The organism is Bacteroidetes bacterium GWF2_43_63 (genome assembly GCA_001769275.1).
In the GTDB taxonomy this organism is placed as follows: domain Bacteria; phylum Bacteroidota; class Bacteroidia; order Bacteroidales; family DTU049; genus GWF2-43-63.
In genome coordinates this window covers 136,049-159,143 of the sequence record MEOQ01000050.1, presented here as the reverse complement: position 1 = coordinate 159,143, position 23,095 = coordinate 136,049, and the positions used below count along the sequence as shown (strand labels likewise).

Sequence of the window (23,095 nt, the reverse complement as noted above, 5' to 3'; positions counted from 1 at the left end):
TTGTCCCTAACGGGACATTTGCGGATTACAATGTTTCTAATACACCAATATTTTGTCCCTAACGGGACATTTGCGGATTACAATGTTTCTAATGCACCAATATTTTGTCCCTAACGGGACATTTGCGGATTATAATGTTTCTGATGCACCAATATTTTGTCCCTAACTGGACATTTGCGGATTATAATGTTTCTGATGCACCAATATTTTGTCCCTAACTGGACATTCTTGGTTTATAACTCTATTGATGCACCTGTATTTTGTGGATAGCAGGACATCCATTGTTTATATTGTTCTTGATGTACCAAAAAAATTTGCATGCCGGGACATCGATACATTATAATGCTATTGTACCTATTTTTCGTCCCCAACTGAAATTCTTGAATACAATTGCTGATTCATATTTTTTATCCCCAATAGGATAATCACCTGTTCAATAATACCTTTGCCCTGTTGTAACTCATTCGTTTCTGACAGAAATAGCTTTTAAATGAGTTCACAAACATGAAAATAATACATCACGAATTTTTGATTTCTGCAGAAATAAATTTTATCTTTGTCACAACAAATCCAAAAACATCAAGCTATGTCAAAGGAAAAAACACTTAAGGAAAAATCGGTGAAAAAAGCTCCGACAAAGACTTTAAAAGAAAAACGTCTCGATAAAGCTGCCAAGAAAAAAGATAAAGCCAGCAGAGATCAATAGTTCAAAACTTTTAATTAAGACTATCGGTTTGCCGAACTGAATTTTCAGAAAATTGCCAGATGAATAGAAGCAGTTTTCTGATTGAAATTGTGTTTTGCTATTTTAATCATATATCATCGCCCTGGAATATCGGGCTGTATTTGTATTTCTTATAATCTCTATCTTTGTTGCATTAAATAAATTGAAATGACTGATTTCAGAACATTGCCAAAAATAACGACCCATGTGCTGCAGGAAATGAAGCTCAAGGGTGAGAAAATCGCCATGCTGACAGCTTATGATTTCTCTATGGCGAAAATCATTGATAAAGCCGGCATCGATATTATTCTCGTGGGCGATTCAGCCTCGAACGTCATGGCTGGAAACGAAACAACATTGCCAATCACGCTTGAGCAGATGATTTATCACGCCATGTCGGTGGTGCGTGGAGTAGATCGCGCGCTGATTGTCGTTGATTTACCTTTCGGGACCTATCAGGGTGATTCGAAGGAAGCTTTGCAATCGGCCATTCGCATTATGAAAGAAGCCGGTGCCAGCGCCATAAAAATGGAGGGCGGCAAAGAAATTATCGAAAGTGTGAAGCGTATTCTGTCGGCTGGAATTCCTGTTATGGGACATCTTGGGCTCACACCGCAATCCATCTATAAGTTTGGCACTTATTCGGTCCGTGCTCAGGAAGAGGAAGAAGCAAAGAAACTAAGAGAAGATGCTTTATTGCTCGAAAAAGCCGGATGCTTCGGAATTGTTTTGGAAAAGATTCCGGCTAAATTGGCTCAGGAAGTTAGTCAGAGTCTTAAAATTCCAACCATCGGCATCGGAGCCGGCCACCATTGCGACGGTCAGGTGCTGGTGCTGCATGATATGCTTGGAATCAATCAGGACTTTTCTCCACGTTTTTTGCGTCGCTATCACAACCTTTTTGCTGAAATAACCGGTGCGGTAACCAATTATATTCATGACGTTAAAACTGAAGATTTTCCGAGCGATAAAGAGCAATACTAATATGCTGATGTGCTGATGTGGTATTGTGCTGATAATTTGAAAATTTGTAACGTCTGTATTGTGTAACAATTGTAACGTGTAACGTTTGTAACAAAATGATGTGGAAATATGGAGATGTGAAAATGTGTCAAGAGAAATTTAATCTGAAAATTTGTAACGTGTAACGAAGATAATGTCTGAAAACAAATCAATAAAATCCCGCATTCTTTACGAAGACAATCATGTAATGGTGATAATCAAGCAGCATGGCGAGATTTCGCAGGGTGATAAGACCGGAGACGAGACGTTGCCCGATCTTTTAAAAGAATATATTAAAGAAAAATATAACAAGCCCGGCGAAGTGTTTTTGGGCGTAATACACCGGCTCGACAGGCCTGTAGGTGGCGTGATGGTTTTTGCCCGCACTTCGAAAGCACTTGAACGGCTGAATGAATCGTTCCGCGAAGGAATGGCCAGAAAAACATATTTGGCTGTCACAAGCGCTAAACCTGCGCCGGAAGAAGGAGAACTGATAAATAATCTTGAGCGGAACGAAAAACTGAATAAGTCATTTATTGTTGACAACCCGTCAAAATCCAGCAAAGAAGCCGTTCTGCGTTATCGCTGGTTGGGAAGCTCAGATCACTATTCGCTGGTTGAAATAGATTTACTTACCGGAAGGCATCATCAGATCCGCGCGCAGCTGGCTCATATTGGTTGTGTTATTAAAGGCGATCTGAAATACGGAGCAAAGCGCTCAAACCCCGATGGGAACTTGTCGTTGCTGTCGTGGAGACTTACCTTTCCGCATCCAGTTTCAAAGAAAATGCTCACCTTCTCAGCTCCCCTGCCCGAAGTGCAGCCCTGGATTGAGCTTGCAAAGTACATTGAGGCATAGCCCTCGATGGGTTTTACCACCTGGAGAAGGTCTCAAAACGACAGCATTGTTACGACATTCCACCGTTCTGGCAAACTTTTGAGTTGACGAATGACTTGCATGCCGGAACATGGAACCGTCGTAACACAGCAAAATCAACGGTTCCATGTCCTACAGCTCCTTCGTCGCTTTCGGACGGTGGAATGTTGTTTTTGCAGAAAGGTTCTTTTTGAGACAGCCTTCTGTCTAGTACCCTTCGAGGACTATGAAGCCGTTCCATTTCATCAAAAAATCATCCTTTCGTCATATAAGAATTCATTTTGATAAAAAAGGACTGTCTGCCCTTTATTTAATATCCTATTTTTGTCAATAAATTCCCTTGTATGAACAATACAACATCTTCAAAACAAAAAGTGATTTTCGCGCTGGTGACCACCCTGTTTTTTCTTTGGGGTTTTATCACCTGCATGAATGATATTTTGATTCCGTATTTAAAAAAGGTTTTTGAACTAAATTATGCGCAGGCCATGCTTGTACAAATGGCATTCTTTGGAGCCTATTTCATCGGATCACTGTTGTATTTCATCATTTCTTCTGCATTTGGCGATCCAATAAATAAAATCGGCTATCGCAAAGGAATTGTTGCGGGATTACTACTGTCGGCGATCGGTTGTTTATTGTTCTATCCGGCCGCCAACATGCATCTGTACGGATTTTTCCTGGCTGCCTTATTTGTGCTCGGTCTCGGATTTACAATTCTGCAGATTGCTGCCAATCCTTATGTTGCCATTCTGGGAAGTCCTGAAACAGCTTCGAGCCGGCTGAATCTTTCGCAGGGTTTTAATTCCTTCGGAACGACCATTGCACCTATCGTTGGCGGCTATCTCGTTTTTCATTTGTTTGCGCAATGGGGCACTCCCCTTTTGACAAACAGCGGAGCGCAAGTGCTCACCGAAGGTGGAACCACAGTTTCTGCATCCAGTGTACAGCTTCCTTATTTGATATTTGCCGGAGTTTTTATTCTGATGGCATTGGTATTTGCATTCTCTCACCTGCCCCGCATCGAAGCCGAAGAAGTGAAAAGTGATGGCGGCAGCGCGCTGAAATACAGGCATCTCGTTCTTGGAATTATTGCTATTTTCTTTTATGTAGGCAGCGAAGTGGCCATTGGCAGCACCATAATCAACTATCTGAACGACCTGGCGGGTTATGCCGAAATGGAAGCAAAACTATTTCTTGCTTTTTATTGGGGTGGCGCCATGATAGGCCGTTTCATCGGAGCCATCTCGCTAAACGGAATGCCAAATAGTATTAAAAAGTATTTTTGGATGGCTCTGGCAGCTATTCTTGGATTCCTTGTCATATACACCGCTGGCTATCTCGAAAGCGGACTCGACATTCAAAGAGTACTCTGGTTCTTCGCACTCATGGCTGTGAATTTTGGAGCCTTCATGCTTGGCTGCTCGAAACCCGCACGAACACTTGGAATTTTCTGTCTTTTTATAATAACGTTATTGCTGATCACAGTATTTAGCACTGGCGAATTGGCTCTGTGGGCTATTATCGGTATAGGCCTGTTCAATTCAATCATGTGGTCAAATATTTTTACGCTGGCTATTGACAAACTTGGAAAATACACAAGTCAGGGCTCATCGCTGCTTGTGATGGCAATTCTCGGAGGCGCTCTCATACCGCCATTTTTGGGAATTGTGGCCGATCAGACCGGACTTCAAATGTCGTATCTGATTCTCATTATTCCTTATGCTTATCTGGCTTATTATGGTTTCAAAGGATATAAACCCCGTTCATTATGATTGAAAATAAATTGGTTTGCGGAATTGATATAGGAGGCACCAATACCACTGCAGGACTGGTTACTCCCAGCGGAGAAATAGTGCTGAGAAAAAACATGCCCACCGTCGGTCTTGATACTGCTGAAGAATTTATTGACGCAGTTTCTGCCATGGTACTAAGCATGGTAAGTGAGACAGGATGCGTACTTAAAGGGATCGGCATTGGCGCTCCAAACGGGAATTTCTACAATGGCACCATCGAATTCGCTCCGAATCTTCCATGGAAAGGGGTCATTCATTTTGCCGATCTTATAAAAAAACATTTTCCCGATGCTGAAGTATTGCTAACCAACGATGCCAACGCGGCCGCATGGGGCGAACGAATTTACGGCGCAGCCAAAGGTGAAAACGATTTTATAATGATCACCCTGGGAACCGGCGTTGGTAGCGGCATTGTAGCAAATGGTAATCTTATTTACGGTCACGATGGTTTTGCGGGTGAAATCGGACACACCATAGTTGATCCTTACGGACGGCAGTGTGGATGCGGTCGCAAAGGCTGTCTTGAAACTTACACCTCGGCATCTGGAATTGTAAAAACAGCTCTCAAATTAATCGCAGAGAACGGCCAAAACTCTGTTCTTAGCAAAATTCCGAAAGATCAACTATCATCTAAAACAATTGCTGAAGCAGCATTACAGGGCGACCATATTGCCGTTGAAGTTTTTGATAAAACCGCATGGCACCTTGGGTTGAAACTGGCCGATGCAGTAGCCCATACCAGTCCGTCGTCGATTTATATTTTCGGAGGCGTAGCCAAAGCTGGAGATTTGCTCATGCTGCCGTTGAAAAAATATTTCAATGAATTTCTGTTGCAGATTTACAAAAATAAAGTTGCACTAAAATGGTCAGCCCTGCCCGGCAATGATGCTGCTATTCTTGGCGCTGCTTCGCTTGTTCAATAAACCCAATGAATCATGAACACTGAACAAGGAATTACGAAGTAAGAAGTGAAGCTTGGATTGAAGTATCCTGCATTATTCTAATTTCTTTGTTCGCTCAAACTTGACTTTAACCTTGACCTCAACCTTGACCTAAAAATACTAAGATGAGACCAATATTCACAACGCTGCTTTTTCTGCTTACTGTCAGCACTTTTGCCCAAAACGATTATGTAAAATATGTCAATCCATTCATTGGAACCGGCGGCCACGGCCACACGTATCCGGGTGCGCAATATCCATTTGGCATGATGCAGCTGAGTCCCGATACCCGCAAAGAAGGCTGGGACGGCTGTTCGGGCTATCATTTCAGCGACTCCGTGATTTTTGGTTTCTCACACACACATTTAAGTGGTACAGGCGTATCGGACTACAGCGATCTGCTCATTATGCCCTACTCCGACAAAGCCGTTGAAGCATATCCGAACCTATCCAAACTGAATACTGCCGGCCGGTTTTCGCACCGGTACGAAGATGCATCTCCGGGATACTACGAAGTGCTGCTCGAAGAAAATCAAATCAATGTTGCCCTGACTGCCACCGCCCGCTGCGGGATGCATCAGTACAACTTTACGGAGAAAAATAAAAATAAAATTCTGATTGACCTGCAATACCGCGATGAAGTAACCTTTTCGAAAATCACATTTGAAAACGACAGCACCATCAGCGGTGTGCGCTACAGCAAGGCATGGGCGAACAATCAGAAATTTTATTTTGTTATTAAACTGTCTCAGCCGATAAGACATAGGTTTCTGTATCTCAACGACACATTGCAAACCGGCATCAATACTGCCATTGGAACAAACCTGAAAGCAGTCCTTTTTCTTTCCGATACATCTTCTTCTATCCTGCTGAAAGTTGGAATGTCAGCAACAGGCGTCGAAGATGCCCGAAATAATCTGAATCTTGAAATTCCAAATTGGAATTTCAAGAAGGTTTTGAATCAGGCAACCGAAGCGTGGAACAAGGAACTGGGGCGTATTGAATATTCAACTCCAAATCAAAACGACAAAATAATTTTTTACTCAGCGTTGTATCATTGCATGATTGTGCCGACTATTTTTACCAATGTTGACAACACCTATCTCGGGCGTGATTTTGAAAAACACACAGCTGAAGGATTTGACTACTATTCTGTTTTCTCGCTCTGGGACACTTATCGCGGATATCATCCGCTGATGAGCATAATCGACAGGAAGCGCACCCGCGATTACGTTCTTACATTTCTTGAACAATTCAATCAGTCCGGGTTGCTGCCTGTCTGGGAATTTGCAGCTAACGAGACTTTCTGCATGATCGGAAATCACAGCATTCCAGTTATTTCATTTGCAATCATGAATGACATCATCGTAAATCCCGACACTCAGAAACTGTTGCTGAATGCGATGGTGGAAACAGCAAATACGCCAAGGGGCGGAATCGGAGTGTACAAAGAATGTGGCTACATACCTTCAAATCGCGAATCGGAGAGCGTTTCGAAAACCCTTGAATTTGCGTATGATGACTGGTGTATTGCGCAGGTAGCTCAGAAACTTGGCAACGAACCGGTTTACATAGAATTTATAAAACGAGCCCAGTCGTACAAGAACATATTTAATCCGGAAAACGGCTTCCATGCTCCCAAAGCGAACGGTACATTTCTTTCGCCATTCGATCCGCGCGAAGTAACATTCAATTACACCGAAGCCAATGGCTGGCAATACAACTTCTACATCCCGCAGGACGTCAGCGGTTACATTGATTTGCTTGGCGGAGAAAAAATATTTGCCGACAAACTGGATTCAATGTTCGAAGCCGACCCCACAACTACAGGCCGCGACCAGAGCGACATTACAGGGTTGATAGGACAATATGCGCATGGAAATGAGCCCAGCCACCACATGGCCTACCTGTATGCATGGACGTCGCAGCCCTGGAAAACACAATATTATTGTGATTCGATATTAAATAATTTGTATTCAAACACTCCGGATGGACTCTCCGGAAACGAAGACTGCGGGCAGATGTCGGCATGGTATGTATTGAGCTCTCTCGGATTCTATCCTGTAAATCCTGCCGACGGAAATTTCGTATTCGGCTCCCCGCAACATCGCGAAGCAACAATACATCTCGAAAACGGAAATTCCTTTTCAATCAAAACCATTGGTCTGAGCGAAGAAAACAAATACATTCAGCAGGTTATTCTCAACGGGGTTCAATACAATAAAAATTATATTTCTTACGACGATATTATTTTCGGCGGAGAACTGAAATTTGTAATGGGTCCAAAACCCGGCAATCGCGGCACCAGCACGGACGACAGACCATTTTCTGCAATAACCGGACTTGTGGTAAATCCTATGCCATTTGCAACTCTGCTTCATGGAAAATTGTTCCCCAAAAAAAATATGATGACCTTGCATTCAGCAACCGGTTGTAATATGGAATATCGCATTCATCCGGGTGAACAATGGACTCCATATAGAAAGCCATTGAAGATGAAGAAGACAACAATGGTTGAGTACAGAAATGTGGGTCAAACGTTGTCTGAACTTACGCAGGTTATAAAAAAGAATATTCATCTTAATGTTGAATTATTTCAGCCATACAATTCGCAATACACTGCCGGCGGACCATCCGGACTTGTTGACGGGCAGCGCGGTGGCGAAGATTTTCGAACCGGCGGCTGGCAGGGCTATGAAGGAACAGATTTCACCGCAGTGGTTGATCTTGGCAAAAAACAAATGGTACACCGCGTTACACTGGGCTGCTTACAGGAAGCGCGCTCGTGGATCTGGATGCCAACCAGTGTTGAATACTATTATTCGCTCGATGGTGTAAATTACACAAAACTCGGCGCGCTCGGACACACTGTCCCAGACACAGATTTAGGAGCTTTCGTGATGGATTTTCCGCTTGATTTCGAACCAGTAGAAGCGCGTTACATCAAGGTGTTTGCAAAGAATTACGGAGTGTGCCCCGACTGGCATTTAGGCAAAGGTGGAAAAGCGTGGATTTTTGTGGATGAAATCATTATTGAGTAGTTAACGGTTAATAGTTAACGGTTGATAGTTATCGGTTAATGGTTAATGGTGTGCGGTTAACGGTGTGCAATATACGTCACCTTTCAACTTTGTGAACCTGATGAACTTTCAACTTCCGACGCATTGCGCGTTGTGCGTTGCGCATTGAGCAATTTTGTATTTTTGCATTATGGATGAAAAGCATCTCCATAAACACGAGAAGAGAACACTGATTGTTGTTTTGCTGACTGCAGTAACAATGGCGGTAGAAGTCGTTTTCGGCGTAATCACGAATTCGATGGCGCTGCTTGCTGATGGTATTCACATGGGTTCGCATGTGCTGGCTATTGGATTAAGCTGGGTGGCCTACATCATTGTCCGCAGAGTTTCGCATATCGAAAAATATAAAGACAAAGGTGACCGCATTCTTTCGCTTTCGGGCTACACCAGCGGGCTACTGCTGCTTGTGTTTGCCTTTGGAATTGCCTGGGGTGCTATTCAACGCATCAATAATCCGGTTGACATTCAGTTTCGCGAAGCCATTTTAGTGGCCTGTATCGGGCTTGCCATCAATATTCTCAGTGCAATATTGCTTCGTCACGATCACGAAGAAGAGAAAGATCATAACCTGCAGGCCGCATATTTACACGTTCTGGCAGATGCGCTCACCAGCATTCTGGCTATTGGAGGTTTGATAGTTGCCATGACATGGGACATCATCTGGATCGACGGAGCATGTGCTCTGGCAGGTGCAGTCATCATTTCGCGCTGGTCAATCAAACTGATAGTGCAGAGCGGGAAGAGTTTGATTTAAAAATCTTCCTTAAAATATTTTTATTTTTTACCGGACACTGATTAAAATCAGCCACAGACTAATTTCCCATTCAACGAAAAATCAACCATTGAGTGTTGCATAGTCTGGAATTTCCTGCAGAAAAAGCATTTTTTTTGAAGCGGCATCTGTCCTACAGACAAAATGCGATAAGCCATTGGTAATCATAATATAAGCATTCCCTAAAACCGAAGTATAAGTGGCAGCCTGCAGAAAAGTTTTTTCATCGATGGTAACATCTGGTTTCTTGCATTCGATGACCATCAATATCAGCCCATTGCGGCCTGAGATCACAGCATCGGGCCTACGCGTCATGCCATTATAGGTGAGCGATTTTTCCACCGCGATAGCAGTTGCCGGGTAGCCAAGATGAATGTGCAGATACATCAGAAACTGCTGCCTGACCCATTCTTCAGGAGTCAAGCGCACCCACTTTTTACGAAATTCATCAAAAATAGCATCATTACCATCAACAATTTGAATCCGGGAATTAAAAAGCGGAAGATTGAGGGCAATATTTGAGTTCATGCAAAAATGTACCTTAAAATTGTTATTTTTGTTGGTTGAAACCTGTTTGCAAAATTAGTGAATATGAGCAAACGAGTTGATTAAAAACAGAAAAGCATGAAAACCAAACCCGAAATCGTTGAGAACTGGCTTCCACGTTACACCGGACTGCCATTGGATAAATTCGGTGAATATATTCTGCTGACAAATTTCAATCAATACGTAGATTTGTTTGCGCAGATGCACAATGTTCCGGTCGACGGACTCGATCGAAGCATGCCGAATGCCACTGCTGAAAACATTACTATTATAAACTTTGGAATGGGCAGTGCCAATGCGGCTACCATCATGGATCTGCTTGGCGCAATCAATCCAAAAGCCGTTTTATTTCTTGGTAAATGTGGCGGAATAAAAAAAATCACTAAAGTCGGAGATTTGATTCTCCCAATTGCAGCCATACGGGGTGAAGGAACATCGAACGATTATTTTCCGCCTGAAGTACCAGCATTGCCTGCATTTGCATTGCAGCGGGTAATTTCATCTTCGGTGCGTGACCATCACAACGATTACTGGACAGGTACTGTATTTACCACTAACCGTCGCGTTTGGGAACACGATGAGGCTTTCAAGGAATATCTCATAAAAGTAAGAGCGATAGCTGTTGATATGGAAACGGCCACACTTTTTTCAGCCGGTTTTTATAATCATATTTCTACAGGAGCATTGTTGCTGGTGAGCGATGAACCAATGATGTCGGAAGGAGTCAAGACTGCGGTCAGTGACAAAACTGTAAACGAAAATTATGTGGAAGATCATCTGCAGATTGGAATTGGCGCCCTGCAGCTCCTCATCAACAATAGCGTATCGGTGAAACACCTGTTATTCGACAACGACAATCCAAACAGATGACCCACACCGACATTATAAATGAAGTCAATAAAAAAGTTTTCAGACCCGTGTATTTTCTGCACGGAGCTGAGCCTTATTTGATTGATGTGGTGTCGAATCATTTGGCCAATTCCATTCTTGAGCCGGCAGAGCGTGAATTCAACCAGACCGTAATTTACGGACGCGATGCCAATATAAGCGATCTTGTATCTACGCTCAAGTGCTTCCCGATGATGAGTAATTATCAGGTTGCTATTCTCAAAGAAGCGCAGGATGTCAAAGATAAAGAATTTGAGCATCTGGCCGCTTATATTGCAAATCCGCAACCCAGTTCAATTTTAGTTATCTGCTACAAGAAACAGGCTGGCAAAAGGCTTCAGACCTTGTTTGCCAAAAACCCTGCAGCAGTGCTGGTTTTCGAATCTCCTGAGATAAAAGAAGCTGCGTTGCCGGATTGGATTATTAAATATCTTTCGCAGAAAAAAATTGTCTGCACTCCAAAGACTGCGCAGATCATTGTAGGATCATTAGGCAAGGATATGAGTAAAATTGCCAATGAGCTTGACAAAGTAATGTTGAATTTGCCCGAAGGGGGAACACTCACTATGGATGTAGTTGAGACGAATATCGGGATTTCGAAAAAATACAATGTGTTTGAATTGCAGTCGGCCATTACCAGCAATAAGAAAGCAAAAGCACTTGAAATTGCAAATTATTTTGCGGCCAATACGAAGGAGGTATCGCTGTTTGCTGTGATTGGAATTCTGTATTCGTATTTTGAAAAATTATTTATCTATTTACAACTCGGAAACTCAAAAGGCAGTGCTGCTCTGGCTGCCGAGATGGGTGTGAAACCATTTTTTCTTGATCAATACAAAAATTCAGCTGCATTCTATAATATGAAAAAAGTTCTTGATGTTTTCAAGCTTCTTCGTTCATATGATTTGAAAGCGAAAGGCGTTGACTGTTTAACACCTGAAAGTGAGCTAATGCGTGAAATGATCTACAAAATAGTACATTTATGATGACCATAAAAAAAGTAGAAAGCCGAAACGAACAGAAAGCATTTATCATGCTTCCGTTTGAATTATACAAAGGAAATTCTTACTGGATTCCGCCACTTATCAAAGATGAATACAAGATTTTCAACAAGGACACCAATCCTGCAATGAATTTCTGCGATTCATGCTTTTGGATAGCAGAGGAAAATGGCAAAACCATCGGGCGTATTGCAGCTATAATCAATCACAAATACAACGAAAAAGTCGGTGAAAAACTGGGACGTTTTTCGAGACTTGAAGCGATTGATGATGCAGGGGTTGTTGCTGCTTTGTTGCGCACCGCCGAAAACTGGCTGCGCGACAGAAGCATCACCCGGATTCACGGACCGCTGGGTTTTACCAACCTCGATTTACAGGGATTGCTGATTGAAGGCTTTGATCATTTGCCTTCGATTGCATCGGTGTATCATCATCCCTATTATCAGCAATACATTGAGAAATGCGGATATGAAAAAGAAAACGACTGGCTCGAATTCCGTCTGAAACTCGATGATCACATTCCGGAGAAGGCTACGCGCATGGTGGATTTGATAAAAACCCGCTTCAAACTTAAAGTCGTTGGCTTTAACAGCAGAAAAGAAATGCTGCCCTACGCACATAAATTATTTACATTGCTGAATCATGCATTCGAGGAACTACCCTATGTTTCAGCATTTGATGAGCCTACAAAAGCATTTTACATTAAGAAGTATTTCAGTTTTCTTAATCCTGAATTCGTCAAAGTTGTTTTAGATGAAAACAACGAACTCCGTGCATTTATTGTTGGCTTGCCCAGTTTGTCGCGCGCCATGCAGAAATGCAATGGTAAATTATTCCCGTTTCGTTTTCGCCATATCCTGCACGCGCTCAAACACCCAACTGAGATGGATCTGCTGCTAACAGGCGTCGATCCGGCATTACAGAGTCAGGGTGTTGCAGCTGTGCTTATTTTCGAGCTTCAGCAAGTATTGCTCAAATACAAAGTTCCGTACGTTGAAACAACCGGAATTTTTGAATCCAACAACAAGGCTATTACCACCTGGAAAAACTACGAGCATATTCAGCATAAGCGCCGCCGGTGCTTTGTGAAAAATATCTGACAAAAAACAAAACCAGCCAATTTCGTCCAATGAAAAGAATATTAATACTGCTGACACTCTCATTGATAACCTTTGCCTCTTTTGCGCAAAAAGGAACCATCCGTGGTTTTGTTTATGACAAAGGAAACAGTGAGCCAGTTATTTTCACTAATGTGTATCTCAAGGGAACAAGCTTTGGATCCCCGACCGACATAAACGGATACTTCACCATTATGCAGATTCCACCCGGGACCTATGAACTAATGATTACCTATCTCGGTTACGACACTTTGCGTGAAACTGTCACAATTAAAGGAAACGAACTGCTTACCAAAAAGTATTATCTCGAAAAGGGAGCACGAACTATTGGAGAAGTTCAGATCATCGGCAACCGCGGTGATGATACCACGCAGACATTAATCAGTAAGGAAACAGTGACACCTATCGAGATCAAACAAGTACCCATGTTTGGATCACCCGATATTGTACAGTATATCACCAATATTCCTGGAATCATTACCACCGGAGATCAGGGCGGACAGCTGTATATCCGCGGTGGATCAAGCATTCAGAACAAAGTATTGCTGGACGGAATGGTGGTTTACAATCCGTTTCACAGCATTGGTTTGTTTTCTGTTTTCGAAACCGAAATCATTCGTAATGTTGATGTTTACACCGGTGGTTTTGGTGCCGAATATGGCGGACGCATTTCATCGGTAATGGACATTACAACCCGCGATGGGAATAAAAAGAAATACAGCGGCGTTTTTCTTGCCAATCCATTTGGAGCCAACCTTGTGTTTGAAGGCCCCATCGTAAAAGACAAAGGAAAAGGTTTCAATTCGTCTTTTGTTATTGCAGCAAAAAATTCATACCTGAGCGAGAGTTCGAAAATTTTCTACAATTACATTGATACGGCAGGGCTGCCATTTGATTTCCGCGACATTTACGGAAAGATCAGTCTTGCCACTGACAACGGATCAAGAATTAATTTTTTCGGGTTTAATTTTTCCGATGATGTGACCTACCGTTCAATCGCCAACTTCGCATGGGATGCCAATGGCGGTGGCACCAACTTTGTAATCATTCCAGGATCATCCCCAACTTTGATCGAAGGTATTCTGGCCTATTCCGACTACAAACTCATGTTGACTGATCAGACAAATCTTCCAAAAACTTCATCTATTAATGGTTTCAACATAGCCCTGACGTTTACATATTTTGCCGGAAAAAACACCGATGTAAAATATGGAATTGAAATGCTCGGGTTCAACACCGATCTTTCATTTTACAACAGCGCCCGCAGACTTATTACACAACAAGACAACACTACTGAGTTTGCCGGCTATGTAAAGTATAAAACTATTATTGACAGTTCATTTATTATTGAACCATCATTCCGTCTTCATGCGTATCCAAGTCTGTCCGAATTTTCGCCTGAGCCACGGCTGGCTGTGAAATACAATATGGCCAGAAAATTCAGGATCAAAGCCGCCGGAGGTCTATATTCGCAAAATCTTATATCAGCATCTTCGGACCGTGATGTTGTAAATCTTTTTTACGGATTTTTATCCGGCCCCGATAATCTGCAGGATGAATTCGATGGAAAAGAAGTGACATCGCGACTGCAGAAAGCACAGCACGCCATTTTTGGTTTTGAATTCGGTGCTTTTGATTTATCGAAGGACAACACCAGGCAGCGAACATTGACATTCAATCTTGAATTCTATTACAAGAATTTCTCGCAACTCACCAATATGAACCGAAATAAGGTTTACGATGATATTGGAGAGTATTACGACAAGCCAGACTATCTGAAAAAGGATTTCATTATTGAAAATGGCAATGCAGAAGGCGCCGATCTTTCGGTAAAATACAACAGCAATCATTTGTATTTGTGGGGTGTTTATTCATTCGGGTTCATTCATCGCTACGACGGCATCATCAATTATACACCACACTTCGATCGTCGTCACAATGCGAATCTTGTTGCTTCGTATCGCTTCGGTGAATTCAATAAATGGGAAATAAGCTTCCGCTGGAATCTGGGATCAGGATTTCCATTCACCCAGAATGCTGGTTTTTATCCTTCCGTCAATTTCACAGATGGTCTTGACACCGACATTTTTACTGCTGAAGAAGAACTTGGAGTATTGTATGATAATTACAATGCCGGCAGACTGCCCTACTATCACCGTCTTGATTTCAGTGCTAAGCGAGTTTTCTACCTAAGCGAAGAAACAAAGCTTGAAGCCAATCTTTCGGTCACAAATATTTATGATCGCGACAACGTGTTTTATTTCGACCGCATCACAAACGAACGTGTAAATCAGCTTCCGTTGATGCCAAGTTTTGGAATATCGCTTCGCTTCTGATATTCAATCATGTCCGGGAAACCAACTTACAGCGATGCATTAAATTACATCATGTCTGCCCTGCCGATGTTTCAGCGGGTTGGAAGCGCTGCCTATAAGGCCAATCTCGACAATACCATTGCCCTGCTCGACCATCTGAATAATCCGCAGAACAAATTTAAAAGCATCCACATTGCAGGTACAAACGGCAAAGGAAGTGTTTCGCACTATCTGGCTTCGATATTTCAGGAAGCCGGCTACAAAACCGGACTCTACACATCGCCCCACCTGACCGACTTCAGAGAGCGTATCCGCATAAATGGGACGATGATTGAAAAATCATATGTAGCAACTTTCATTGAGAAAAACAGTACGTTTCTCAATATACTAAAGCCATCGTTTTTCGAGATGTCGGTCGGACTTTGTTTTCAATATTTTTCGGACCGGAAAATTGACATTGCCATTATCGAAACCGGCATGGGTGGCCGCCTTGACAGCACCAATGTGATTTCGCCAGAATTGTCAGTCATCACCAATATCGGACTTGATCACACGCTGTTTCTTGGTAATACCCTGGAGAAAATAGCACAGGAAAAAGCGGGAATAATTAAGCCTGGAGTCCCTGTTATCATCGGTGAAACACAAAGTGAAACCAGGAAAGTTTTTATTGATGCTGCAAAAAAAAATACTTCGGAAATCATTTTTGCGGATAAAGAAATATTTACTCAAACTGATGTTCATACACTGGTTCCACCCGTACTTCGGATTCGTGCCGGCATTGATGAACAGGAGCACATCTTCGAATCGCCACTGGCAGGAAGTTATCAGATAAAAAATCTGAAGACTGTAATTGCAGCTGCAGTTCAACTTCGAAAAGCTGGATTCAAACTGTATATTCAGCATATCCGAAAAGGAATCCGAAACGTGATTGACAATACCGGCCTGCGTGGACGCTGGATGGTATTTGGCTCCAGGCCAGCCATCATCATGGATACGGGTCATAACGCTGATGGAATTACAAGCATTTCGAACATGCTGAAATCGCTTTCATACCAGACATTACACATGGTGATTGGCATGGTCGACGACAAAGACCATGAAGCAATGCTGAAATTATTTCCGCCAAATGCTAAATACTATTTCTGCAAACCATCGGTCCCACGCGGATTTGATGCAAAACAATTACTGACGAAAGCCCGTAAGACTGGGATATCAGGAAGTGCATATGACACAGTAGAAGCTGCAGTGAATGCCGCTATCGGTAATGCCTCGAACAACGACATTGTTTTTATCGGAGGCAGTACCTTCACCGTTGCCGATGCATTGACGATGAAAGAATTTTCATATACAAAGAAACCTGGTCGAAAAAATAGCGACCGGCAGATGGCGCTGAAATTTTAAGAAACGTTTATTTTTCGAGACTTCAATCATTGACTCTTTGAATCGAAGGTCAATTCAACCTATATTCTAAAGTTCGCACGCTTGCCACTTTTTTTAAAGTGCAACTCCTCTTCATTTTGCTGAACCTAATAATTCAAATTGGCGATGGCGATCGGATAAATCGGCATTGTGCGTTTTATTGTCGGTTCGATTATCACATTTTATGCTCGTCGGGCTTCCGGACCAACGTGAGCATCTAATGTATTTTCTTGTTTTTAGTGGAACAAAACTAATGAATTATTCGACGCATTGTTGTGTTATTACATTGTATTTCAAACATATAAAATTTTTATTTTTATACAAAAGTGTGTTTTCAAAATCACACTTTTGTATAAAATAAATCAGCTTAAAGCCGATTTCAAACAAAGCCGTGGACGCCCAGTCTGAGAAGCTGTGTCCAGAAATGAAAAATCGGAGAAAACTGGGAATGCGTTCACTGCAAACTCATTTGAATTTGGAAGACCGAACAATCGGGCACAAAAAAAGCCCACCAAACAGGCGGGCTTAAATGCAAGTTTTGTTGCGACTTATGCCAGTGTGGCAACCATCACAGCTTTGATAGTGTGTAGACGATTTTCAGCTTCGTCGAACACGATAGAAGCGGGAGATTCAAATACTTCCTCGGTCACTTCCATAGATTCAATGCCAAATTTCTGGAAGATGTCTTCACCAACAGCAGTTTCGCGGTTGTGGAAAGCCGGGAGGCAATGCATGAATTTTGCATTTGGATTTCCAGTGAGATCCATCGCTTTTTTGTTCACCTGATAAGGCTTCAGTAAGTTGATGCGTTCAGCCCACACTTCTGCAGGTTCGCCCATGCTAACCCAAACATCGGTATAAAGAAAATCGCAGCCTTTCACGCCTTCTTCAACATTTTCGGTAAGCGTGATTTTCGCTCCGGTTTCTTTGGCTATTTCGCGACATTTAGCCACCAGACCTTCTTCCGGCCAGATGCTTTTGGGAGCGCAAGCACGGAAATCCATTCCCATTTTGGCTGCACCAACCATGAGTGAATTACCCATGTTGTTACGGGCATCGCCCATGTAGCAGAAAGCCACTTTGTTCAGCGGTTTGTCGGTGTGTTCCATCATGGTGAGGAAGTCAGCCAGAATCTGAGTTGGGTGAAATTCGGTGGTAAGTCCGTTCCAGACAGGAACACCGGCATATTTACCAAGGGTTTCTACAATTTCCTGTGCATATCCGCGGTATTCGATACCATCGTACATACGTCCAAGAACGCGGGCGGTGTCCTTCATCGATTCTTTTTTACCAATCTGCGAGCCACTGGGGCCAAGATAAGTTACGTGAGCACCCTGATCGAGGGCTGCCACTTCGAAAGCACAACGGGTACGTGTGCTGTCTTTTTCAAAAAGAAGAACGATGTTCTTGCCTTTCAGTCTCTGGACTTCGGTTCCGGCGTATTTTGCCTTCTTGAGGTCTGCTGAGAGCTGGAGTAAAAATTTAATTTCCTGTGGAGTGAAATCCAGCAGTTTGAGAAAATTTCTGTTTTTCAGATTAAATGCCATAATTCGGTATTAATTTACAGAGTATTGAACTTCCATCAGGCGAAGTTCATAGCCTTTCTTTTCAAAGTCCTTTTTGATGTTATCTCTTTCATCGAGCGCTTTTTTGCGATCGTTGAAAGTTTTGGTCGTCATGTTCTTGGTCAGATGGAAATAATCCTTGGAATAATTGATGCGGGCGAATTCCAGAAAGGCTGTTTCAGCACCGGCTGCATTGGATTTAGCTGAATTTGCCGGATCCATTACTGATGAAATGATGACCACCTTTTTGTTATTAATCAGTCCGTAGGAATATGTGACATAGAATGTCTGTTTCGGAGCAACAACAGTTGTGCTGCTGTCTGATTTCTTATTGGCCGGAGTGAGCATTTCAAGAACACTTTCAGGCAAAAACGAAACTTTGTCTTTCGGAAGCGTGCCGTTGTAAATCAGAAAAGCTCCTACTCCACCTCCAACGAGAATAACGCCCAGCACTATAAGTAAAATCACGAGCCATGCTTTTGATTTCTTTTTTGGCGGCACATATTGCTGCTGCGGAGATGGCTGGTAGGTTATTGGTTGAGGTTTGGGCTGTGGAGGCATAACCGGCGAGGCCTGTTGATTTACAGGAGGCGGCGGTGTTTGCATTACTGGAGGAGTCTGCTGACTAACCGGCGGCGGAGTTGTGACAGGTGGCACCGATGGAGTCTGCTGAATCACTGGTGGCGGTGTTACAGGTGGCGGAGCCACGGGCGGAACCTGTTGCTCAACCTTGGGCGGAGCTACAGGAGGTGCGGGAGGCGGTGCTACCGGCGGTCTTTCTGCCAGTTTAAAACCACAAGAGGGGCACAAAAACTCGTCCCCCTCCAGTTTGTTTCCGCACTCCGGACAGAATGCGTATTCGTGGGCTTTCATAAATAAGTGCTTTGACTCTAGTTAAACATCCTATTTAATTCGCGAAGACCTCTCAATTCATCTGGCTCAAAAATTCTACCAATTGTAATTCCCAAAATGTATCCGATAATTATGTAAACAACAATCAGAACAAGTAAAGAAACAACAAAATACCCAACTTTTTTCTCAGTAGTTGGTTTCATTGTGAAATCAAGGCCAATGTATAAATGATACAAAGAATATATGCCAATGAGGGAGCTAATAATAGCAAGAGTTGGTAATACCATGAAAATACCACCAACCCACATTGGAATCATTGAAAAAACAACAAGTTGAAAGGCTCTTCCTGAATTTTTCTGGACACCAAAGCTTGGTGCAAGTGCATTAATTACAAAAGATGTAACAAAAACACTAATAATTGAGGTTAAGTAAGAATTGATAGCCATTCCTAATCCCCAACTAACGCCACTAACCTTAATCCATCCATAATTAATCCCAATCAAACCATAACCAATAAATGCTGCAACTGCAGGAATTAGGGCTAGAAGGAGAACATACTCGGTGAATAATTTCGTTTGATTTGGAGTTTCTTTTTCAATTAATGACCATTCTGATTTAGGCTTTGTCAAAATTCCAATAATCCTACTAACAAACGGAGATTGAGCAGTAGGCTGTGGAGGTGTTGGGTTTGTGTTTTGTTCCATAGTATTTTGTGTTTGAGTTGGGTTTACGGGAGTTACTGCAGGAGCTGATTGCATGTCAAATCCGCATACATGACAGAAACGGGCTCCAGGTTTTAATTCAGCATTGCATTTAGTGCAGTTCATACGTTTGATTTTTTAATTTGCCGCTAAATTAAGCAATTATTTTGGTTCCGGCTGCTGAATTTTTCAATTGTGTAGCTTCGGTAATGATCGCTTCTTTACCACCATTTTTCACGAACATAATACAGGCACGTACCTTAGGTGCCATGCTGCCTTCGGTGAAATGTCCGTCGGTCAGATGCTTTTCGATATCCGGAACCGAAATGGTCTCCAGTTTCTGCTCACCTGGCTTGTGGAAATTGATATACACATTCGAAACATCTGTAAGAATGTAAAAATCGTTGGCTTTGATTTTACACGCCAATGTTGCAGATGCAAGATCTTTGTCAATAACTGCATCAATTCCATGCATATCGCCGTTTTCGTCTTCAATCACCGGAATGCCACCCCCACCAACGGTGATAACGATGTTGCCTTCACGGGCGAGACGTTCAACAATTTCCCAATTGACAATGTCAACCGGTTTTGGAGAAGCTACAACCCTGCGGTATCCACGGCCACGCGGATCTTCCTGAAAAACCCAGCCGTATTCTACGCCATGTTTATCGGCCTGTTCTTTTGTGTAATATGGCCCTACCGGCTTGGTCGGATTCTGAAAAGCGGTGTCGTTTTTATCAACAACAACGCGTGTAACCAATGAGAGAATATTTTTCTTCAGACCATGTTTTCTCAACACATTCTGTAATTGCTGTTCAATCAGATAAGCAATGGAACCCTGTGTTTCGCTTACACAGAAATGCATAGGCTGGGCAATAATTCCATGTTTTTCCTCACCGCCATCGTGCTGCAAAAGCACATTCCCTACCTGAGGTCCGTTTCCGTGACCAATAACAATATCAAATCCCTGCTTAATAAGATCCACAAGGTTTTCGCAAGTGGCTGTTACATTGGCAACCTGTTCGGCATAGGTTCCCTTCTGATCTCCCCGGAGCAATGCGTTGCCGCCAAAAGCTACTACTGCAAGTTTATTCATAACAAGACTAAATTGGTTAATTTTGCAAAACTAATCATTCTTTTCAAATACCAATAACAGACATGTCCGGACACCCACCTCTCTGTTTTTACATTACCACACTGGGCTGCAAACTCAACTTTGCAGAATCTTCAGCGCTGGTAAAGGCTTTTACTGATGCCGGATTTCAACAGACAAAACAATCAGCCGAAGCCGATTGGATTATTGTGCATAGCTGCGCTGTTACTGCTGTTGCTGAAATGAAGACAAGACAAACCTTGTCAAAGCTCATGAAATCAGCTCCGAATGCCGCAGTGGCAGTAACAGGATGCATGGCCGATGTTAATGCGAAGCCATTAATGGAAATCCTTGCCGATCGGAAACATTTAATTGTTAATCATTCGCAAAAAATGAATCTGGTTGAGCTTTTGACGGATAACATAGTATCAAATGATACTACTGAAACATTTCAAAGTGCATACAGCCTCGAACAACGCACACGCAGTTTTCTCAAGATTCAAGACGGTTGTGACTACTTCTGCACCTATTGCACCGTTCCCTATGCACGTGGAAGGAGTACAAGCAACACCATTTCCGGCGTCCTGAGCGATATTGAAAAGATTGTCTCCAAAGGATTTCGCGAAATAATATTAACAGGCGTCAACATCGGCACTTTCGGACTTAATAACAATGCAAATTTTTTTGGACTGCTGAAGGCCATCGATGAACAATGCTCCAATGTCAGAATACGCCTTGGCAGTACCGAACCGGAGCTGATGTCGCCAGAAATCATTTATCTGGTCGCCGGATCCAAAATTATTATGCCCCATTTTCACCTGCCGCTGCAAAGTGGCTGCGATGACACACTGAAACGTATGCACCGTCGTTATGATACCGCACTTTTTCGCGATCGTGCCGAAACAATCAAGAAGCAAATACCGCATGCCTGCATAGCCGCCGATGTTATTACCGGATTCCCGGGCGAAACCGATGAAGAATTTGAGCAAACATACAATTTTATAAAGTCGCTTGAAATAAGCTATCTGCACGTTTTCCCCTACAGCGACCGTCCACTGGCCAAAGCCAGTCTGTATCCTGACCATGTACATCCGCACGTAATCAGACAGCGCGTAACAAAACTGCTTGAGCTTGGTCTTGACAAACAACAAATTTTCTTCAGGAAAAACCTCGGAACAATACGCCCTATGCTGGCTGAAGGAACCCGCAAAAACGGACTGAGATTCGGATTTACTGATAACTATATTAAATGTGCGGTGGATGAAACTGCGATGAAGGAAAATGAAATCCGACCTGTAAAACTATCATCTGTTTCACAAAACAACGAGTACGTCCTTAGTGAAATATCTAATTGACAACGTATTTCCCAGCGCTTTTCCATTCTCTGCCTGAAGCTCTGATATATTCAGCATCAGCTCTGCTTTTCATGAATGACATAAAAAGCTCTTCTCTGTTTACATAACGCCCCCATGCCGACTGATTCTGCAATATTCTTGTCCAATCATCCTGTTTTGATTTTTTTATTCCTGCGATTCTTATAATCCACATAGAATAAGCCTGCAAATACTTTGTAGAAACACCTCTCATACTTTTTCTGATATAAGTATCAAGTTCCTTGTGTAGCTTGTCGGCCTGCCTTACATCAAAGCGGTTAAACGGCAACTCGGGCTTGAATAAAGTAAATCCGAGATTTTTGGTTTTGGAAAATTCATAAACAGGCCTGTTCCAGGGCGCAATGACAATCGCATTACCTTTAAGCTTTTCGTCCAATGCAGCCGGAAAATCAACTGGCCTCAATGAGCCAACACTCAACAACGTCAATTCCGAATTGTCACTGTAATCCGCCACTGCCAAAACATTAGCACTTAATGAAGATTCCTTAATATTCTGTTTGTGATTTTTAAGTCCTTTTCTGCTAAAGGCTACAAGCCCTGGGTTGAAATCTGTTATGCCATCATACTTTTTTACCGAGGCATTCATCGCACTTAAGATTTTATGCCGCCATTGAAAGGCCGTCGAGACTGTAACGCCGGTTATTTCAGCCATCTTGTGTAACGTCTGATACCCATCACTCATCACTTGAAAAAAGTGAATGAATTTTCCCGGAAGCTTGATTGCGTGAATTGGAGTTCCGGTTGTCTCTGAAAATGTCTTATGACACTTTTTGCATCTGTATCTTGATTTACCTGTTGGACCATGACCGTTGTGGCTGAACTTTTTTGATTGACAAAAGGGACAAGAAATATCGGGCTTTTGGTTGTGCGCTTGACTACTTTCTTGACCTTTATGTGCATGTTGGAGCTGCTTCAGAAGCTGTTTCCTGGAGTTTGCCGGGAGGTTTAGGAAATCGGAAATGGAAAACATTTTTATGCAAAAGTGTGATTTATTTTTCACATTTTCGCATA

The 23,095-nt window shown here is 42.6% G+C and carries 18 protein-coding genes; 12 read left to right on the top strand and 6 right to left on the bottom strand.

The window, feature by feature from the left end; translation table 11 throughout:
- Nucleotides 1-892 precede the first annotated feature (892 nt).
- From A2W93_14750 to A2W93_14725, 6 genes are all read left to right on the top strand, one after another.
- Complete coding sequence (locus A2W93_14750) at nt 893-1,708, top strand: 3-methyl-2-oxobutanoate hydroxymethyltransferase (GenBank protein ID OFY52598.1); 816 nt, start codon at nt 893-895, stop codon at nt 1,706-1,708.
- Between the two features lie 172 nt (nt 1,709-1,880).
- A complete protein-coding gene (locus tag A2W93_14745; GenBank protein ID OFY52597.1) occupies nt 1,881-2,585 on the top strand; it encodes an RNA pseudouridine synthase in 705 nt (234 codons plus the stop codon).
- A gap of 362 nt (nt 2,586-2,947) precedes the next feature.
- The gene (locus A2W93_14740; GenBank protein OFY52596.1) at nt 2,948-4,378 is read left to right on the top strand and encodes a fucose permease; all 1,431 of its coding nucleotides are present in this window, start codon (nt 2,948-2,950) and stop codon (nt 4,376-4,378) included.
- Nucleotides 4,375-5,322, top strand: a complete 948-nt coding sequence (locus A2W93_14735) for a glucokinase (GenBank protein OFY52595.1) — start codon at nt 4,375-4,377, stop codon at nt 5,320-5,322. Before A2W93_14740 ends, A2W93_14735 begins: the two co-directional genes overlap by 4 nt.
- Nucleotides 5,323-5,465: 143 nt before the next feature.
- Nucleotides 5,466-8,381: a hypothetical protein gene (locus tag A2W93_14730; GenBank protein OFY52594.1), complete on the top strand. Its 2,916-nt coding sequence runs from the start codon at nt 5,466-5,468 to the stop codon at nt 8,379-8,381.
- Nucleotides 8,382-8,550: 169 nt separating this feature from the next.
- Nucleotides 8,551-9,174, top strand: a complete 624-nt coding sequence (locus tag A2W93_14725; protein ID OFY52593.1) for a zinc transporter ZitB — start codon at nt 8,551-8,553, stop codon at nt 9,172-9,174.
- Between the two features lie 81 nt (nt 9,175-9,255).
- Here the strand turns inward: A2W93_14725 and A2W93_14720 are convergent, their stop codons facing one another.
- Nucleotides 9,256-9,720: a hypothetical protein gene (locus A2W93_14720; GenBank protein OFY52592.1), complete on the bottom strand. Its 465-nt coding sequence runs from the start codon at nt 9,718-9,720 to the stop codon at nt 9,256-9,258.
- A gap of 96 nt (nt 9,721-9,816) precedes the next feature.
- On the opposite strand from A2W93_14720, the gene A2W93_14715 reads away from it, so the two are divergent.
- From A2W93_14715 to A2W93_14695, 5 genes are read left to right on the top strand one after another with little or no spacing between them, the layout of a single operon-like run.
- Nucleotides 9,817-10,608: an AMP nucleosidase gene (locus A2W93_14715; protein OFY52591.1), complete on the top strand. Its 792-nt coding sequence runs from the start codon at nt 9,817-9,819 to the stop codon at nt 10,606-10,608.
- Nucleotides 10,605-11,612, top strand: coding sequence for a DNA polymerase III subunit delta (locus A2W93_14710; protein OFY52590.1), 1,008 nt, complete (start codon nt 10,605-10,607; stop codon nt 11,610-11,612). The genes A2W93_14715 and A2W93_14710 overlap by 4 nt, the downstream gene beginning before the upstream one ends.
- Nucleotides 11,609-12,727, top strand: coding sequence for a hypothetical protein (locus tag A2W93_14705; GenBank protein OFY52589.1), 1,119 nt, complete (start codon nt 11,609-11,611; stop codon nt 12,725-12,727). Before A2W93_14710 ends, A2W93_14705 begins: the two co-directional genes overlap by 4 nt.
- Nucleotides 12,728-12,756: 29 nt before the next feature.
- The gene (locus tag A2W93_14700; protein ID OFY52665.1) at nt 12,757-15,081 is read left to right on the top strand and encodes a hypothetical protein; all 2,325 of its coding nucleotides are present in this window, start codon (nt 12,757-12,759) and stop codon (nt 15,079-15,081) included.
- 9 nt (nt 15,082-15,090) lie between these two features.
- The gene (locus A2W93_14695) at nt 15,091-16,461 is read left to right on the top strand and encodes a tetrahydrofolate synthase (GenBank protein OFY52588.1); all 1,371 of its coding nucleotides are present in this window, start codon (nt 15,091-15,093) and stop codon (nt 16,459-16,461) included.
- A 566-nt stretch (nt 16,462-17,027) separates the two neighbouring features.
- Here the strand turns inward: A2W93_14695 and A2W93_14690 are convergent.
- The 4 genes from A2W93_14690 to A2W93_14675 form a co-directional block, all read right to left on the bottom strand.
- Nucleotides 17,028-18,026, bottom strand: coding sequence for an ornithine carbamoyltransferase (locus tag A2W93_14690; protein OFY52587.1), 999 nt, complete (start codon nt 18,024-18,026; stop codon nt 17,028-17,030).
- A 9-nt stretch (nt 18,027-18,035) separates the two neighbouring features.
- Nucleotides 18,036-18,917 carry a hypothetical protein gene (locus tag A2W93_14685; protein OFY52586.1) on the bottom strand — a complete coding sequence of 294 codons (882 nt, stop codon included), beginning with the start codon at nt 18,915-18,917 and terminating at the stop codon, nt 18,036-18,038.
- Between the two features lie 17 nt (nt 18,918-18,934).
- The gene (locus A2W93_14680; protein OFY52664.1) at nt 18,935-19,537 is read right to left on the bottom strand and encodes a hypothetical protein; all 603 of its coding nucleotides are present in this window, start codon (nt 19,535-19,537) and stop codon (nt 18,935-18,937) included.
- Between the two features lie 214 nt (nt 19,538-19,751).
- The gene (locus tag A2W93_14675; protein OFY52585.1) at nt 19,752-20,693 is read right to left on the bottom strand and encodes a carbamate kinase; all 942 of its coding nucleotides are present in this window, start codon (nt 20,691-20,693) and stop codon (nt 19,752-19,754) included.
- A 62-nt stretch (nt 20,694-20,755) separates the two neighbouring features.
- Between A2W93_14675 and A2W93_14670 the strand changes: the two genes are divergently transcribed.
- Complete coding sequence (locus A2W93_14670) at nt 20,756-22,045, top strand: tRNA (N(6)-L-threonylcarbamoyladenosine(37)-C(2))-methylthiotransferase MtaB (protein ID OFY52584.1); 1,290 nt, start codon at nt 20,756-20,758, stop codon at nt 22,043-22,045.
- On the opposite strand, the gene A2W93_14665 is transcribed toward A2W93_14670, so the two are convergent.
- On the bottom strand, nt 22,038-23,054 hold the full coding sequence (locus A2W93_14665) for a hypothetical protein (GenBank protein OFY52583.1): 1,017 nt from the start codon (nt 23,052-23,054) through the stop codon (nt 22,038-22,040). The two genes, A2W93_14670 and A2W93_14665, sit on opposite strands and share 8 nt — an antisense overlap.
- Nucleotides 23,055-23,095: the final 41 nt, after the last annotated feature.

Coding starts and splice junctions, on each gene's coding strand:
- A2W93_14750 (OFY52598.1), top strand. CDS start 893: ATGACTGATTTCAGAACATTGCCAAAAATAACGACCCATGTGCTGCAG.
- A2W93_14745 (OFY52597.1), top strand. CDS start 1,881: ATGTCTGAAAACAAATCAATAAAATCCCGCATTCTTTACGAAGACAAT.
- A2W93_14740 (OFY52596.1), top strand. CDS start 2,948: ATGAACAATACAACATCTTCAAAACAAAAAGTGATTTTCGCGCTGGTG.
- A2W93_14735 (OFY52595.1), top strand. CDS start 4,375: ATGATTGAAAATAAATTGGTTTGCGGAATTGATATAGGAGGCACCAAT.
- A2W93_14730 (OFY52594.1), top strand. CDS start 5,466: ATGAGACCAATATTCACAACGCTGCTTTTTCTGCTTACTGTCAGCACT.
- A2W93_14725 (OFY52593.1), top strand. CDS start 8,551: ATGGATGAAAAGCATCTCCATAAACACGAGAAGAGAACACTGATTGTT.
- A2W93_14720 (OFY52592.1), bottom strand. CDS start 9,720: ATGAACTCAAATATTGCCCTCAATCTTCCGCTTTTTAATTCCCGGATT.
- A2W93_14715 (OFY52591.1), top strand. CDS start 9,817: ATGAAAACCAAACCCGAAATCGTTGAGAACTGGCTTCCACGTTACACC.
- A2W93_14710 (OFY52590.1), top strand. CDS start 10,605: ATGACCCACACCGACATTATAAATGAAGTCAATAAAAAAGTTTTCAGA.
- A2W93_14705 (OFY52589.1), top strand. CDS start 11,609: ATGATGACCATAAAAAAAGTAGAAAGCCGAAACGAACAGAAAGCATTT.
- A2W93_14700 (OFY52665.1), top strand. CDS start 12,757: ATGAAAAGAATATTAATACTGCTGACACTCTCATTGATAACCTTTGCC.
- A2W93_14695 (OFY52588.1), top strand. CDS start 15,091: ATGTCCGGGAAACCAACTTACAGCGATGCATTAAATTACATCATGTCT.
- A2W93_14690 (OFY52587.1), bottom strand. CDS start 18,026: ATGGCATTTAATCTGAAAAACAGAAATTTTCTCAAACTGCTGGATTTC.
- A2W93_14685 (OFY52586.1), bottom strand. CDS start 18,917: ATGAAAGCCCACGAATACGCATTCTGTCCGGAGTGCGGAAACAAACTG.
- A2W93_14675 (OFY52585.1), bottom strand. CDS start 20,693: ATGAATAAACTTGCAGTAGTAGCTTTTGGCGGCAACGCATTGCTCCGG.
- A2W93_14670 (OFY52584.1), top strand. CDS start 20,756: ATGTCCGGACACCCACCTCTCTGTTTTTACATTACCACACTGGGCTGC.
- A2W93_14665 (OFY52583.1), bottom strand. CDS start 23,054: ATGTTTTCCATTTCCGATTTCCTAAACCTCCCGGCAAACTCCAGGAAA.